The following is a 15,807-nucleotide window of genomic DNA, read 5'->3' as shown; positions in this document are numbered from 1 at the left end:
TTTTGTCCCGCCCTATCGTGTCAATGGAACTAGGGTAATCACATTTTATAAGATGGAGAGGGGTTCTCACACATGAAAAAGAAATTTTGGATGTCACTGATGATGGTTGCTTCAATGATCGTTGCGGCAGGTTGCGGAAATAACAGCGGTACAAGCTCGGAATCCGAAGGATCGGGGAGCACAACAGGTGGAGGCAGCGAGGAAAAATCATACCAGATTGCCATCTCCCAGATTGTTGAACATCCATCCCTGGATGCTACACGCGAAGGATTTATTGCAGCCCTGAAGGATGCGGGCATTGAAGAAAACAAGAACCTCAAAATCGATTACAATAACGCGCAGGGTGATTCGACGAACAACCTGTCCATTGCACAGAAAATCTCGGGTGATTCCAAAAATGACCTCGTACTTGGCATTGCAACACCATCTGCGCTGGCTTTGGCTCAACAAGTGAAGGACAAGCCATTGTTGTTCGCAGCGGTAACAGACCCACTGGGTGCCAAACTGGTGACTGATATGGACAAGCCGGGCGGCAACGTTACAGGTGCATCGGACACGAATCCGGAGGCGATCGTACAATTGGCTGACTTTATCGCTAAAAATCTGCCGGATGTGAAAACGGTAGGTCTGGTGATTAACGAAGGCGAACCGAATGCGGTGGTTATGGCAGATAATGCTGAAAAGGCGCTGGCAACACATAATATCAAGCTGGTGAAAGCACCAGTTACGAATACATCGGAAGTAAAACAGGCTACGGATTCCCTCGTTGGCAAAGTAGACGCATTCTACATTACGCTCGATAACTCTGTCGTGAGTGCGGTTGATACGATTATTCAAACGGCGAACAACAACAAAATTCCGTTCTTCTCCAGTGATCGGGATACCGTTGAAAAAGGGGCTTTCGCAACCGTTGGCTTCAAATATTATGACCATGGATATCAGGTGGGTGAGATGGCTGCGGACATTCTGAAAAACGGTACGAAACCTGGTGATATGAAAGTCACCGTTCCGGACAAGCTGGATCTGATCCTGAACCTGAAAGCGGCTGAAGCCCAAGGCATCACGGTTACGGATGAGATGAAGGCGGAAGTGCAAGACCAGGACAACAACATTATTCAATAGAATCAATTCATAAACAACAATTTAATGAGTTATGAGATTGACTCAATAATCTGACCGGACAATGATTCGGCAGTATGGATGCGAGGCGGACGTGCAACGGGTTCGCCTCATTCTTTTCGATAGACAGGGAGGAAGTAGCGTGAGTATAAGCTGGAATTCAATTGAAGGAGCGATCGAGCTGGGGCTTTTATACGCACTGATGGCACTTGGTGTGTATATTACGTTCCGCATACTCGATTTTCCTGACCTTACCGTAGACGGAAGTTTTACAACAGGAGGCGCAATCGCGGCGGTGATGATCTCCAATGACTTCTCTCCTTGGCTCGCCTGTTTGGCGGCAATGGCTGGCGGCATGGTGGCCGGAGCTTGTACAGGTCTGCTTCATACCAAAGGCAAAATCAATGGATTGTTATCCGGGATTTTGATGATGATTGCGCTCTACTCCATTAATATGCGTATTCTTGGCGCGCCGAATAAATCCATTATGGGTATGGACAATCCGTTCTCAGGTGAGCATGTCATGGTACTTATTATTATCGTCGTGCTGGTGTTTAAAATCATGCTCGATCTGTTCATGAAAACAGATGTTGGACTGGCACTCCGCGCGACAGGTGATAACAAACGCATGATTCGCAGCTTTGGTGCGAATACCGATGTGACTACCATTGTAGGTGTCAGCTTATCCAATGGACTGGTCGCCCTGTCTGGCGCATTCATTGCACAGCAATCGGGTTTTGCAGATATTACGATGGGCATTGGTATGATCGTCATTGGTTTGGCTTCGGTAATTATCGGTGAAGCCATTCTCGGTGCAAGAACGGTATTCTGGGCTACACTCGCAGCGATTGTTGGTTCGATCATTTACCGGATTGTGGTCGCGCTTGCCCTTCAGGTGGAGTGGTTCGACACGTCGGATCTCAAGCTGATTACCGCAGTGATCGTCATTATTGCCCTTGTATTCCCAACGATGCAGCGCTCCATGAAGCAGCGTAGTCTGGCTCGCAAACGAACGGAAGAGTTGATGCGATCCGGGGGTCAGCAGACGAAGGGAGGTATGTGATCATGCTGGAGATTACGCAAGTAACCAAGCTGTTCAATCCAGGGACAACGGATGAGAAGACCGCGCTGGTTGGTGTGAATCTGACGATGAATCCGGGAGATTTTGTGACGGTGATTGGCAGTAACGGAGCCGGGAAATCCACGCTGATGAACATCATTTCGGGTGTGATGAAGCCGGATATGGGCGATGTTCTGATCAATGACCGTTCCATTAAAAACCTGCCCGAGCATAAGCGCAGCAGCTGGATTGGCCGAGTGTTTCAGGACCCGATGGCAGGAACAGCACCACATATGTCCATTGAAGAAAATATGGCGATGGCATACAAACGTGGCAAAGGACGCGGACTAGGCTTCGGAGTAACCCGTGCCAGACGTGAGATTTTCAATACGCAACTGGAGAAGCTGGGAATTGGATTGGAGAAGCGGCCTAACGCGAAAGTCGGTCTCTTGTCAGGCGGGGAGCGACAGGCACTTAGTCTGCTGATGGCTACCTTTACCCAACCGCAGATTCTGCTGCTGGATGAGCATACGGCCGCACTAGACCCTTCACGTGCCGAACTGATCACGGAACTGACGGAGACACTTGTACGTGAGATGAGACTTACTACACTGATGGTGACGCACAATATGGAACAGGCGATCCGTCTGGGTAACCGTTTGATCATGATGGACAAAGGCCGAATTATTTTGGATGTTAGCGAAGAGCGCAAGCGTACGTTGACTGTGCCTGAGTTGCTTGGTGAATTCGAGCGTATTAGCGGCAAAAAAATGGCGGACGATCGTGTCGTGCTGGGTTAAGGCCAGGTAATAACTAGTTGTAAGAATAAATACACCATAGAAACCTTTTGCGTTCTCGCAAAGGGTTTTTGTGGTATGTTGAACACGTTAATGAGAAAAAATGGAATGAATCTATACGATTTCGGATTAGCGAATTATACATAGTAGGAGGAACCAGGCATGTCTTTGCAATTGGATGAAGGGACATATACGGTAACACGGCGAACGGAATCCATTCGTCTACTTGCCAAGGAGTTTGCACTGTTGCATTTTCTGTATGAAAACAAGGAAAAAGCCTTCACTCGCAGCCAACTGCTGGATCGGGTATGGCCCTTGGAATATCCGGTTGAACGCACCGTCGACGATCATATCTATCGTCTGCGCAAGAAGCTGAAACGCTGGAATGAGATCAGTCTGGATACGGTACGGGGCTACGGATATCGGCTTGCTGTGCACGAGAACAAGTCCGTTCTACCCGCGAGTCCTTCCACTCAGGACCCAGAAATGCAGGAGGCCATTCACGGATTACTTCGTAAATATCACTTGTTTGGGCAGGGAAACGCCATACAGACCCTGGTTCAACAGCAGGAAGCGCTCGGCATTCAGATTGTTCCGTATTATCAGTTGTATATCCGTTTTATACAGGGAGATCTGGAGTGGCTGATTACAACAAAGGAAATTCCCTTTGAGGAGCGACTATACTGGCTACTGATTTTTGTGCACCCCCTGATCGAGCCAGCGGATAGTATTCAGTTGTATGAACAGGCGCTGAATTCATCGGCATTGTCTGCAGATCAGCTTCGGGAGCTTCGGATTCTAAATATCGTTGAAGTCTATGCAGAGGTGGGTCAATACGAACGTGCCCGGATGCAGCTGGAGGACACGTATCGTGTGATAGAGACTGACGAGCTAGTAAATTTCAAACTGCCAGTAGCGCTTGCAGCGTTGTATGTGGAACTGTGGGGTGGCAGCGGTGAAGCGGTTGAGGCTCAGATGGCGGTCCTGCGAGCAGGACTAAAGGATGCTCCGTATCTGCGTGAGATTGGACGTTTTCAGATGATGGAAGGGTTATGGTTACTTCGGCAAGGACGAGTTCGTGAAGCGGAACTTAGAATGGATGATGGTCTGGGCGTATTGAAGATGTCGCTGAACGCACCGTTATATCTCAATGCGGCATTTCAGATTCTCCAATTCATGGGTCAACATCGAATTGAAGGCAGACTTCGCAGTAAATATCGTCAAGTGTACGCAGAGATCGGCAAAAGTTACGGCGTCCCCATATATGGACAGCAAATTGTGGATGAAGTACGTAACTTTTTATCCCCTATCTCCCCATCCTCTGATCTTCCTCTGATATAACGCCCTTATGATTACAGCCAAGGAACATACAGGCCGCTAACGGCTGTAATCAAGGGAGGAAGTACACGTATGACCATCATTCCTAATGAACCCATATCCAATGAATCCACCGAATCACCCGCCTTATCTGCGGAATCCTCCAAAAGCTTATGGACCAACCTCCGGTTTGTGCGCATGTTTATTGCATACTCGCTGGCCACGTTTGGAGACTGGTTTGATGCGCTCGCCATCCAGGTGATGGTGGCCTACCGCTGGGGTGCCGATCCACTGATCATTGCACTGATTCCTGTATGTATGGCTGTCCCAGGCATACTGCTGGGTTCCGTTGCAGGTGCACTTGCTGATCGACTGCACAAAGTGAAGATCATGATCCTGTGCGATGTAATCACTGTGGGATTAACCGTTGCTATTTTATTCGCACCAAGCCCAGCATGGTTGCTTCCACTGCTTGCCCTGCGGGCCATAATGGGGGTATTCCATGTTCCAGCCCAGCAGGCGTTAACTCGCCAAGTGGTGGCAGAGGAGCATCTGTTTCAGGCATCGTCCCTAAACGGTTTTGTGAGCCAGTGTTCGAAAGTGGCGGGACCGCTGCTGGGTGCAGTCATTTTGGCCTTTTTCTCACCACAAATCTGTATTGCCATTAATGCCTGTACACGCCTATTGTCGGGCGCGGTGTTATGGCCCTTACGGCGTTTGGTGGAAAAGTCGGAGCCTGTTGAATCAGACGGAAGTGATACTGATGCAAAGGATGGCTCGGAATCGTTATTGACACAGTGGCAGCAAGGCTGGCATTTTATACGTCGCAACCGCACGGTACTCAGCACGATTTTGTTCGGCTGTTTTGGACTCATGGCTATTCTAATGATTGATTATCAATTTACGACCCTGTTTCGGGAGATCAAGCCAGGTAACGAATCACTGCTCGGCTGGTTGGGTTCATCGGCAGGAGCGGGGGCAGTAATTATCATTTTGTTGTTGAATCGGCTGCCTAGGATTGGGTATGGGTGGGGACTAGGTGGAGGATATCTGTTCGTGGGTGCCGGAATCGCTGCATTGGGGTGGATCAGCCCACAAACACCTGAAATTTGGGTCATTATCTGGGGGCTCTGTATCGGGATAGGCAATGGGCTCTTTATGGTAACGCTGAATTATCTGTTGCAAAAAGAAACCCCGCCTGCCTATGTAGGGCGTGTCTTCGGCATCCAAAATTCACTATCCAGTGTTGTATTGGTCTTAGCTCCACTTGCAGGTGGGGCGCTTATTCGAGCCGTAGGGCCAAGTCCCACCTTTCAGTATATCGGTCTCGCTACGCTGGTGATTGGTCTTGCCGGCATTCTGCTACAGCGTATCTTGTGGGAGGGACAGCAACCTCTCGTAACTGAAGCAAATGAGATCATTCCGCAGGAATCGGCCTCACGGCCTTTGCCCGGACAACATTTTTAATCATCATTGCATCTACAATAAAACGAACAGCCGCTTCCGGTATTCATCCGAAGGCGGCTGTTTGCACATTGCATTGTTATGCATGATTGAACGAATTACACTTCCCACCAGGCGAAATAGGCAGTAGAGGCCATTAGTCCACCAACTGAGAGTGATCCGCCGACAGACAGGTTAATGGCCTGACCCGGAGGAACCACATAACGGCCGAATTCATTGGATAGAAAGGGCCCTGCTTGAAGGGGCATAGCCATCAATGAAGTCGCACCTGAAGGCACGGCAGCAGAGAATCGTACTACGGCTACACTGGTATTGCTGCTGGAAAGATTGCTGTTCACCGGCGTAAGTGTACTGGGAGAGGACAGCGTTCCATTTGCGGTCAGACTCATGGAACCGCTGAAGGAAGATAACAGGTTGAGTGAGACTGTAATTCCGCCAGAGATCCGTGATACGTATAGCGTTTTCCCGCTTCCTGCTGGATTGGCCAATTGTACAGTGGCGATAACCGTTCCTCCCAGCAATCCCAGTGTTGTGGAGTTGGTGGAACCTGCATTGTACAGATTGCCTGTGTTGCCGGCATCGTTCTCCGGTGGGGCAACAATGCCGGGAGAGGTATATGTGTTGGTATTCGACGTATAGACGGGCTGGCTTAACGGGTTGAATACATTATTGTTTGGCACTGTATACACCACCTTCTACTATGATCCAACTCAGAATTCCCACCAGAACAGGTTAATGGCTCCCGTCTGACTCCCTGTGCCTACACTAATGGATAAAGTTTGTCCCGGTGGAACAATAATCGAGCCGTTCAAATCCAGTGAATACATACCTGCGGTAAGCGGAATACTTGCGATGCTTGTGAAGGTTCCCCCAAGAGTACCCGTGCTTTGCCTCGTTGTGACTACACTGACGTTAGTATTTCCGAGTAGCGTATTGACGGGTATAGGCGAGCTGCCACCAGTCACCGTTCCTCCAGAATAGATGACAAGCGTAGCTGCTGCTGTTGTGCCTCCGGTGAGGCTGGATATGCGTAAAGTTCTACCACTACCGGCTCCATTCAGGATCTGTAGAAGAAGATTTTGGCTGGCAGGAATTGCGGTATTGTTGGTCGTTAGGGCAAAGAAACTTCCGGCAGCAGCAGCACCGCTGTCTGGTGAAGCTTCAATTCCAGGTGCCGAGAAGGTATTGGTCAGTTGAGTAAACAGGGGACCATTGGATTGGTTGAATACATTGTAGTTGGTCATCTCATCCACCTCCCATAGACCAGATTAACTTATACAAAACTCCGGTTGATCCGCATTTCATTGTACTTGCAGTGTATGTGAAAAGAAGAAAAATGGATTGGGGACTGAGCCGTATATCTGGAAATAAAGGCGGTTGCCGTGCCCGTATTTCCAATCCGGGCATACGATGCGTAAGCACATTTTTTAAGGGGAAATCGAGATGAGTCGAACAGCGAAGCGAAGCAAGAAGAGAACGAAGCAACCAACTAAATATGTTAGCCGTCGTCGCTCCCGTCATTCCTGCCGCGCTAAATTGCTGAAACCCCCTTGTTCCCGGATCACTCGTCCCCGGTTCAAGCAGGGTGCTTCCTCACGTACGAAACTCCCTGGTGCTATTCATTGTTTTACAGAGCATACGTATGTCGGAGCCGAGACCAGTAGCAGTATGGATTCACTCCCTGCACAAGATACCTCATCACTCAGCATGTACACCTATGGCATTGTAAATCGTGGCAAACATCCGGCTCTTGTACAGATCCAGATCAGTCCCAATGCCGTAGACTATGCTGTGGACAGCCAGGAGGTGGTCGCGGGAGGACAGACCAAAGCGCTGGTACCATTGCGATTTTTGCATTACACCCGGCTTGCAATTCGATCCGTTGAACCGGATCAACCGACCCGGCTCGATGTTTACTTTCAGGCACAGCGTATGCCGTAAGGGAGTATGATCACACAGATTTGACCAGGGAGGAGGACGAGACACATGCCTAACTTTACAACGTTTAACACCAATCCGGATAATCTGAGGACGTTGATCTTCGGTCAGGATAGTACAGGCACAGCCCAGCCCGTCAGAACCGATACGAGTGGGAATGTGGTTGGCATCATTTTGGACGGAACCATCAGTAACATCTCAGGTCTGACTACCGTTACGATTAACGCCGGAACCATTACGAACATTCTGAACGGAACGATCACGAGTGTACTTGGAGCAACGATTACAGCAGGTACGATCACCAGTGTGCTCGGAGCCACGGTTACCGCAGGTACATTGACGAACTTGCTGAACGGTACAATCACAAGTGTATTGGGAGCAACAATCACGGCGGGAACCATCACGAGTGTGCTGGGCGCAACCGTGACCGCAGGTACATTGACAAACTTGCTCGACGGTACACTCACCAGTGTGCTCGGAGCCACAGTGACAGCAGGAACGCTGACCAACTTGCTGAATGGTACAATTACGAGTGTATTGGGAGCAACGATTACAGCCGGAACCATCACCAGTGTGCTCGGAGCTACGGTAACGGCGGGAACGCTGACCAACTTGCTGAATGGTACGATTACGAGTGTATTGGGAGCAACGATTACAGCCGGAACCATCACCAGTGTGCTCGGAGCTACAGTGACAGCGGGAACACTCACGAACTTGCTGAATGGTACAATCACAAGTGTATTGGGGGCGACAATTACGGCTGGAACGATCACCAGCGTGCTTGGAGCGACCATCACAGCGGGTACCATCACAGGTATACTCGGAGCAACGATTACCGCAGGTACGATCACCAGTGTACTTGGAGCCACCATCACCGCAGGAACGCTGACGAACTTATTAAACGGAACGATTACCAGCGTGCTCGGCGCAACGGTAACAGCGGGTACGTTGACGAATTTGCTGAATGGTACGATTACGAGTGTACTCGGAGCAACGATCACCGCAGGAACCCTAACGAATTTATTAAACGGGACAATTACAAGCGTACTTGGCGCAACGGTGACAGCGGGAACATTGACGAACTTGCTGAACGGTACGATTACGAGTGTACTTGGAGCAACGATCACCGCAGGAACGCTAACGAACCTGTTAAACGGAACGATCACCAGCGTGCTCGGCGCTACAATTACGGCGGGAACGCTTAGCAGCGTGACTTCCATATCACAGAAGAGTTTTCAGGAGTCACAACTCATTAGCACCCCGACCGCTAACACCTTTACACCGCTTCCAGCAGTGACAACCAGTGTATTTGGTACGTATTCTTTCTTTGTATATAACAGGGGACCTGGTGTAAACCGGGTAGATGCTCGTGTTGAGATCAGTGCAAACGGTTCGAACTGGTACACGGATGTGACGACAGTAACGGGCATTTTGTCCGGGTCAGTGGATGTATTGGTTCCACAGCGTTTTCTCAAATATACACGTCTATCCTACCGCTCCAGCCTAGTTGGTGCACCAAGTACGATTGATGTGTTCTTCAATGGACAAGGCACATAACCCATTCATTTGTCATATAGGTACATGGAGTTCCTTTGGTGGACTTCATGTACTTTTTTTGTATTGGAGGTGGCTACGTTTGCAGAACCGTTTACTTGGAATCCATATGATTGTGCAAAATGAAGAACATCATCTGCCCCGCTGTCTCAACAGCTTGAAGCATATTGGCATGGAATACTTTATCACTGATACGGGCTCGTCTGACCGCACAACCGAAATCGCCAGAGCATACGGAGCAACGGTGTTGCATGCCCGCTGGGAGGATGATTTTGCCCATGCGCGGAATATCAGTTTGCCTCTGGCTGGCACCGAATGGGTCCTATGTCTGGATGCGGATGAGTACGTCATACAGGGGTTAGAAGAACTACTGAACTATTTGCCCAAAGTCCATAAAAGCATTTCAAGATTACGCATTACTATAGAAAATCGATACGGTGAAGGGGCAGAAGAGAATATGATCTCCCAACCGGTGAGACTGTTCCGTGCTAATCAAGGATATCGATATGTGGGACGCATCCATGAGCAGTTGGTTCGTAGCGGCCCGAGCAAGCTTGTCCTGAATGAGGCTGCTGATGGGGATAAGAACGAGAAATATACAGATGAAGAAAACGTATTGATCGAGACTGAACCGCTGGCCCCGCTATGCCTCATTCATGATGGATATCTGGCTTCCACGATTGCGAAGGAACATAAACCAAAACGTAATTTGAAGTTAATTGAGCGTGAACTTCAGGATCATCCTGCACAGCCCTTTCACCTGTACAATCTGGCAGTGACATATTGCCAGCTTGGTCAGATCGAACGGGCAATTGAAGCGTTCCGTGAATCATTATGCCTGACAGAGCTGCTCGCGCCATATCGCCCTACACTGGTTAGGGATTATGCGAAGACCCTTGTGGGATCGGAACGTTACGACGAGGCGCATGCACTTCTGGCTATGGAAAGACAGCGTTATCCTTTCTATGCGGATCTGCACCTGTTGTACGGGGAGACGTTAGAGCAGCAAGGTTTGGAGGAACGGGCATATCAATCCTATGCCCGAGCGACCGAGTGCCTGGAGGTGCCGGAGAGTGATGGACAAAGTGATGGTGGTAGCACGTTAGATTCGCCATATGTAACGGAAGCCGGTTCTGACAGTTACAGAGCCTATACCGCGATGGCAAGACTTGCCCAGAAACGTGGATTCCTGAATGAGTCCGCACATCTGTACGGGCTGGCATTGGACAGCATGTTTGCATTTGCTCCGGCATGGGTGGGGTTAGCGGATGTACTGCAACAATCCGGAGAAACAGATGAGAACATAGCAGAAACATTGCTCGCCAGATGCAGAGGGATCGAAAAGTCAGATCACGGCAACACGATTCATGGTGAAACACCCCATCCATACGCCGTGAAGAATGAGGATCATATTGCAAAAGTCATTCATTTTCTCGCAGGCTGCGGAGCATATGAGCAGGCATTGAAAATGCTGGATACAGATGCTCGTATTACCCGTATCCATGTAGCGGATCGAATACATTGGATGTTGTGCGCAGATAGGGTTTCGGAGGCATTGCAGCTCGCAGAAGAACACTGGAACGTTGGGTATATGCATGAAGTCAATCTGCCGACGGAGCACAGAATGGATTGGGCACTGGCTTATTGGACTAATGGATTACGATTAACGGATACATTCTTCGAAACTACGCATCCACAGGAAAAGACCGTTTGGAAGGTCATGGACCGTTTGCTGGATCAGTTGACCAAAGAGCCGCGAAGCATGGAACCTGCGTCAGAAGAGCAGAAGCTTATGGAGTGGGGTCCGCAGGCACAGATGGTAGCAGAAAAGGTTGTACAGCAGGCCGTAAAGACTGGACAGCTTACGCTTGCTGAGAAACTGCATGAACTGCGGGCAATCATGATGCGTGAGCATCGAGGAAAGGCAGTAACGGTTCGGCGGGAGTTTGCAAGTCTGCTGTATCGTCACGGGTATACCATGATAGCCGCGAACATCCTGATTCAGTGCATGACCGAGAGTGAGCTGGATGCCGAAGGGTTATTCTGGCTGGGTGAAACGCTGTATGCCAAAGGATATTATGCTCAGGCGCTGTCTCTGTTCGAGCAGGCTCTGGAGCGGGAACCTGATCTGCGACAGGCCCGAGCTGGATCAGCTGTATGTTACTTGCGGATAGCAATGGAGACACTTCGGCAGGAGTTGGTTCGTTCCCCGTCGGCAGGGTCACTCGCGGCACAACATGCCGCACTGGAACAAAGGCTGCGTACGGCCGAAGGTATCCCATGGCGTACGATTTTTCATGCGAAGGAAAGGAGGAATCAGCTTGCGAGCCGAACGCATTTCCCTATGCATGATCGTGAAGGATGAGGAAGAGGTACTGCCTCATTGTCTTGCCAGTGTCCAGGGAGCGGTGGACGAGATAATTGTCGTGGACACCGGTTCATCGGACCGCAGCGCGGAGATTGCACAGCAATATGGAGCGGTGGTTGTGGCATTTGAGTGGTGCGATGATTTTGCCGCAGCACGTAATGCTGGCCTGGAGCGGGCTTCCGGCGACTGGATTCTCTTTCTTGATGCGGACGAGGCGCTCGATAGGGCTGCGCGAGAGCAGATCAGAAGCTGGACGACGGTCAGCGGATGTGACGGATTGTTTTTAAACATTCATAACTATACAGGTACGGGTCAGCAGGGGGTTACCGTGAACCCGGTCTTGCGTCTCTTTCGCAATGCCCCGGAGCATCGGTTCGAAGGTCGAATTCATGAGCAGATTGCGGCGGCGATTTGTCGTAGGAATTCAGAGGCTGCTTTTCATGTGACGGACATGGTCATCCATCATTACGGATATCAGACGGCGATTGTGGAGCGCAAAGATAAGGTGAACCGCAATGTCCGCCTGCTGCAACAGGCAGTGGAGGAAGAGCCAGATCAGCCGTTCCATCACTATAATCTGGGCGTAGAATATCTGCGTGTGGGGGAAGCGGAGCGGGCTTTGGAGACGTTTGGTGTGGCTCGGATGGGGATCGATCCAGCGGTGACCAGTTATGCACATTTGCTGTTCAAATATGAAGTTCGTTGTCTACAGCACCTGAATCGCTGGCAGGAGGCATTGGATCGAATTGATGCTGCGCTTGAACTATTTCCAGAGTACACGGATCTGATGCATCATCGCGGAGTCTGTGCAGACGCGTTGGGGGATGCTGATCGGGCAGAATTATCGCTGCGTGAAGCGGTTCGCATGGGGCCACCTCCACCCATATATCATACGGAAGAAGGCATCGGCACCTATCAGACGTGGTATACGTTAGGCCGATTGCTGGAAGGAAAGGCTGATTTGGAAGGGGCAGTGGATGCTTACGTGGAAGCGGTGCGTGCCAAATCCAGTCTGTTACCACCGCTCTATCGGATATTCCGAATGATGCGAGTCTCCGGGCAGGAACATCAGATCCCAGAGCTGGTAACGGAGCGTTTTGCGCTCGGATCGGAAGAGGCTACACACAAAGTATTGGGCATTTTGGAGCAAAGTCGTTGTCATGAAGCGGCTCTGGAATTGTTATCGAGTGTATCTTCACAACCTTCCGGAGAGATGAGAGAGCGTTTGTCCGTGGCTGAAGCCATGCTCCACATCCAGCAGGGAAGATGGAACAAGGCGCGCCTGAAGCTGGAACCCGTGAAGCGGAAAAAAGGACTGCTCGCACTGCCGTCTGCCCGATGGCTTGAGCGTTTGGAATGGATAGAGGGGAAGGAAGTTAACGGAGACGATCCATTGGCGTTGTGGTTGAAGCGTAGTTCTCAGGTAAGTGCAGCAGTAACTAATGATGAAGAATCTACGGTGCAGACGGGGAGAACGGTTGGTCTGAGAGCGGCAAAGAAGAAGGATATGAACTCCAGCATGGACGTAACGGTTGCGGGAGCAGAGTATGACGGCTGGCAGGCGCTTGGACTGATGATGGAAGGATGTGTACAGTCAGGACGATGGAAGGAATTGCATAGTCTGATTCAGATGTGTCGGCAGCAATTGGTGGGAGATGATTCATCTGTTCGGGAGAACGTTCGAGTGGAAGAGGAAGAGAATGAGAACTTGAATGAGAATGGAATGGAGTCGTTCCCTGGGGCTTCGGATACCCTTGCGGGAACCAGTTGGCTTGTGAAGGGATTGGTTAGTGCTGCGGATCATCATCTGGAGATATTCGCCCAACGTACGAATGGACAGCGACACCGTTGTTGGCCTGTTGTTCAGCATATTCGGCTTGAACTGCCTGGGTCGGATGGGTTCGAGAGTTGAGCGGTATTAAGCAGGTGGGGGAGTATAGATAATTCAGAGGGCTATTGGATAGGGCAGAACTCCGTTGGTGAGGGGTGGTGATGAATGTGGACACAGGGATTAGCTTGTGCATGATCGTGAAGGATGAAGCTGGCCCACTCCAGCGGTGTCTGAATGCAGTTAGAGATGTTGTGGATGAGATCATCGTCGTGGATACTGGGTCGGTAGACGATACAACTGAAATTGCCCGCCTCCATGGTGCTATTGTAATTCGTACAGAATGGAACGGAGATTTCAGTGAAGCCCGTAATCTGTCGCTGGCTGCTGCTACGAAACCGTGGATTCTGGTGCTTGATGCGGATGAAGTATGGGTACAGACTCCGCAGATGAAGGCAGAACTCATGCAGTTGTTAGCGGCGAGCAGGGATGATGTATGGGGGTACTGGATACAGGTCACGAGTCTGTTGGGTGTGTCCGGTGAAGAACGTGTGACGGATGCGGTATGTCGTTTGTTCCGAAATGATCCCCGAATTGCCTTTCAGGGCAGAATTCATGAAGAGATCGCTTCATCCATTATGGTACTGGTTCCGCAAGGTGTGGTTCACTCAGGACTTGAAGTTATTCATTACGGATATCTGGAGCAGGTGATTACTACCAAAAATAAAGGTGCACGGAATATGCAGTTGATTCGTTCCGCGTTAAATCAGGAGGGCGACCAACCGGAGTTGTTATATGCTCTGGCTGCCGAATGGTTCCAGCAAGCGAAGTATGATGAAGCACTCCGATTGTTGCATCCATTATTGGCACAGCTTACGCCGGAGTGCGGATATCACTCGGATCTGGTGCTGAAAACGGCTTACGCTTGGCGAGAGAGTGGTAGCCCGGAGAGGGCACTTGCTGTGGTGGAAGCATGGGCGCCCGTGTATGAGGATTTTCCGGACTTGTTGGAGCTTGGTGCTGTACTTGTACTGGATCAAGGGAGAGAGGATGTGGCCTTAGATTGGTTAAAACAGGCTAGATCTGCTGCTTCCACAGCCAACCGATATACGTCAGTCTCTGGTGCTGGAACCTATCGCAGCCTGACACTGGAAGGCATGGCACATGAGCGAGCTTGCCGCTGGGCAGAGGCAGAAGCCTCGTACATGGCGGCGCTGAGCATGCAACCCGGTAGCTTGCCTGCATGGCAACGGCTGTTGTTGCTGGCCGCAGCCACAGGGCGGCCGCATGCCATCGCCAGCGCAGCCGCCCGGGGAAGCTTGCCGCCTGCGGCATGGCAAGCGCTGATCCCGGCCGCGCTGGCTGCGCATCGGCCGGAGTGGCTGCTGCGCCATGCGGCAGCGCTTGCTGCCCCGCTGCGGGCACAGCCGCTGGCTGCCGGGCTTGCGCTGGCCCAGCTGGGCGAGGACGCCGCGGCTCGGGCGGCTTTGCAGCCCTGGGCGGCGCATGCGCAGCACGGGCCAGAGGCGGCGCTCGCGCTGTGGGCGCTGGGCCGCAAGCAGCCCGGCGGGCGCAACGCCCGAGCGGCGGCTCGCCATGCGGCGTTGCTGCCGCGCGGCGGCCCACGCCGCTGAGGCGTTGCTGCAGCGCGGGGCCACGGCCGGGCGGCGCCTCGGCGCGCGGCGCGGCGACCCGCCCAGCGGCGGCGCAACGCCCGGCCCAACGCCTCGCGGCCCGGCCGCGCCTGCGCCTCGCGGCGTGCTCGCCGCGCGCAAGCGCTCGCTGGCGTAGGCGCCTGGGCCGCATGGCTGCGCCTGCTGCAAGCCCTGCCGCCCCGCGGTGCGCTGGCGTTGCTCGCAGCGCTTCCGCCTGCGGCACGCTGCGGGCTGCTGCGCGCACCCGCGAGCGTCCGCGAAGGGCTGCTGGCGCTATGCGGTACGCCTGACGGCGCGCAGCAGCCCCTCGCGGACGAAGTGCCCGCCCCGGAGCGCACCGCTCACGCGCTTCTGGCGGGCACGCTCGCGCTGCTCGCCGGGCGGCAGAACCTGGCGCGGGAATGGGCCGAATCGGCCCAACTCACTGCGCGGCAACCTGCCGCCACAGGTCGCCCGGCGACAGTAATCCCGCCGGGCCTGCAAACCCTGCTGCGCCTGACAGCACCTGGCGCAGCCTCAGCCAAAGAGTACACCAACCAGTGCAACATGCTACTGGTGCACCTGTAATCTGTCTTTCATCTTTAGTTCCCCAATCCCTATATATCCCCCACATATTCCCGCAATAGGACCTCAACTGAAAGTGCAAAAGCAACGGAGCTGCCGGTAATCGGATTATTTCCCGAACCGTACATTGTTCCGTTGCCAAT

The 15,807-nt window shown here is 51.9% G+C and carries 13 protein-coding genes; 11 read left to right on the top strand and 2 right to left on the bottom strand.

Features of this window, described 5'->3' with window-relative positions; all coding sequences use genetic code 11:
* Positions 1-72 precede the first annotated feature (72 nt).
* The 5 genes from NYE45_RS28565 (at position 73) to NYE45_RS28545 (ending at position 5,760) form a co-directional block, all read left to right on the top strand.
* A complete protein-coding gene (locus tag NYE45_RS28565; protein WP_340014872.1) occupies positions 73-1,122 on the top strand; it encodes an ABC transporter substrate-binding protein in 1,050 nt (349 codons plus the stop codon).
* A 139-nt stretch (positions 1,123-1,261) separates the two neighbouring features.
* Positions 1,262-2,182, top strand: a complete 921-nt coding sequence (locus tag NYE45_RS28560) for an ABC transporter permease (protein WP_169479936.1) — start codon at positions 1,262-1,264, stop codon at positions 2,180-2,182.
* Positions 2,183-2,184: 2 nt separating this feature from the next.
* Entirely contained in the window at positions 2,185-2,979 is a 795-nt protein-coding gene (locus NYE45_RS28555) for an ATP-binding cassette domain-containing protein (protein WP_036606660.1), read from the top strand.
* 159 nt (positions 2,980-3,138) lie between these two features.
* Complete coding sequence (locus NYE45_RS28550; RefSeq protein ID WP_340014871.1) at positions 3,139-4,317, top strand: winged helix-turn-helix domain-containing protein; 1,179 nt, start codon at positions 3,139-3,141, stop codon at positions 4,315-4,317.
* A gap of 69 nt (positions 4,318-4,386) precedes the next feature.
* Complete coding sequence (locus NYE45_RS28545; RefSeq protein ID WP_340014870.1) at positions 4,387-5,760, top strand: MFS transporter; 1,374 nt, start codon at positions 4,387-4,389, stop codon at positions 5,758-5,760.
* Between the two features lie 95 nt (positions 5,761-5,855).
* Here NYE45_RS28545 and NYE45_RS28540 read toward each other — a convergent pair whose 3' ends face one another.
* Both NYE45_RS28540 and NYE45_RS28535 read right to left on the bottom strand, forming a co-directional pair.
* Positions 5,856-6,437 carry a hypothetical protein gene (locus tag NYE45_RS28540; protein WP_076333781.1) on the bottom strand — a complete coding sequence of 194 codons (582 nt, stop codon included), beginning with the start codon at positions 6,435-6,437 and terminating at the stop codon, positions 5,856-5,858.
* 30 nt (positions 6,438-6,467) lie between these two features.
* Positions 6,468-7,001, bottom strand: a complete 534-nt coding sequence (locus NYE45_RS28535; protein ID WP_340014869.1) for a hypothetical protein — start codon at positions 6,999-7,001, stop codon at positions 6,468-6,470.
* A 199-nt stretch (positions 7,002-7,200) separates the two neighbouring features.
* Here NYE45_RS28535 and NYE45_RS28530 point away from each other — a divergent pair, with 199 nt between their 5' ends.
* The 6 genes from NYE45_RS28530 (at position 7,201) to NYE45_RS28505 (ending at position 15,667) form a co-directional block, all read left to right on the top strand.
* Entirely contained in the window at positions 7,201-7,698 is a 498-nt protein-coding gene (locus NYE45_RS28530) for a DUF6385 domain-containing protein (protein ID WP_076333779.1), read from the top strand.
* A 45-nt stretch (positions 7,699-7,743) separates the two neighbouring features.
* Positions 7,744-9,252, top strand: coding sequence for a DUF6385 domain-containing protein (locus NYE45_RS28525; RefSeq protein WP_340014868.1), 1,509 nt, complete (start codon positions 7,744-7,746; stop codon positions 9,250-9,252).
* A gap of 79 nt (positions 9,253-9,331) precedes the next feature.
* Positions 9,332-11,614 carry a glycosyltransferase gene (locus tag NYE45_RS28520; protein WP_340014867.1) on the top strand — a complete coding sequence of 761 codons (2,283 nt, stop codon included), beginning with the start codon at positions 9,332-9,334 and terminating at the stop codon, positions 11,612-11,614.
* Positions 11,571-13,529, top strand: a complete 1,959-nt coding sequence (locus NYE45_RS28515; protein WP_340014865.1) for a glycosyltransferase — start codon at positions 11,571-11,573, stop codon at positions 13,527-13,529. The genes NYE45_RS28520 and NYE45_RS28515 overlap by 44 nt, the downstream gene beginning before the upstream one ends.
* A gap of 80 nt (positions 13,530-13,609) precedes the next feature.
* On the top strand, positions 13,610-15,079 hold the full coding sequence (locus NYE45_RS28510) for a glycosyltransferase (RefSeq protein ID WP_340014864.1): 1,470 nt from the start codon (positions 13,610-13,612) through the stop codon (positions 15,077-15,079).
* 216 nt (positions 15,080-15,295) lie between these two features.
* On the top strand, positions 15,296-15,667 hold the full coding sequence (locus NYE45_RS28505) for a hypothetical protein (protein WP_340014863.1): 372 nt from the start codon (positions 15,296-15,298) through the stop codon (positions 15,665-15,667).
* The last annotated feature ends 140 nt before the right edge of the window (positions 15,668-15,807 follow it).

The sequence above is a fragment of the Paenibacillus sp. FSL K6-1318 genome (genome assembly GCF_037976905.1).
GTDB lineage: Bacteria > Bacillota > Bacilli > Paenibacillales > Paenibacillaceae > Paenibacillus > Paenibacillus amylolyticus_A.
Note: the sequence above shows the minus strand (reverse complement) of the source record. Positions and strands in the feature narration are given on the sequence as shown.

What these genes read in the sequence shown, in the direction of transcription:
- NYE45_RS28565 (WP_340014872.1), top strand. Translation starts at nt 73, where the DNA reads ATGAAAAAGAAATTTTGGATGTCACTGATGATGGTTGCTTCAATGATC.
- NYE45_RS28555 (WP_036606660.1), top strand. Translation starts at nt 2,185, where the DNA reads ATGCTGGAGATTACGCAAGTAACCAAGCTGTTCAATCCAGGGACAACG.
- NYE45_RS28510 (WP_340014864.1), top strand. Translation starts at nt 13,610, where the DNA reads ATGAATGTGGACACAGGGATTAGCTTGTGCATGATCGTGAAGGATGAA.
- NYE45_RS28550 (WP_340014871.1), top strand. Translation starts at nt 3,139, where the DNA reads ATGTCTTTGCAATTGGATGAAGGGACATATACGGTAACACGGCGAACG.
- NYE45_RS28545 (WP_340014870.1), top strand. Translation starts at nt 4,387, where the DNA reads ATGACCATCATTCCTAATGAACCCATATCCAATGAATCCACCGAATCA.
- NYE45_RS28530 (WP_076333779.1), top strand. Translation starts at nt 7,201, where the DNA reads ATGAGTCGAACAGCGAAGCGAAGCAAGAAGAGAACGAAGCAACCAACT.
- NYE45_RS28525 (WP_340014868.1), top strand. Translation starts at nt 7,744, where the DNA reads ATGCCTAACTTTACAACGTTTAACACCAATCCGGATAATCTGAGGACG.
- NYE45_RS28535 (WP_340014869.1), bottom strand. Translation starts at nt 7,001, where the DNA reads ATGACCAACTACAATGTATTCAACCAATCCAATGGTCCCCTGTTTACT.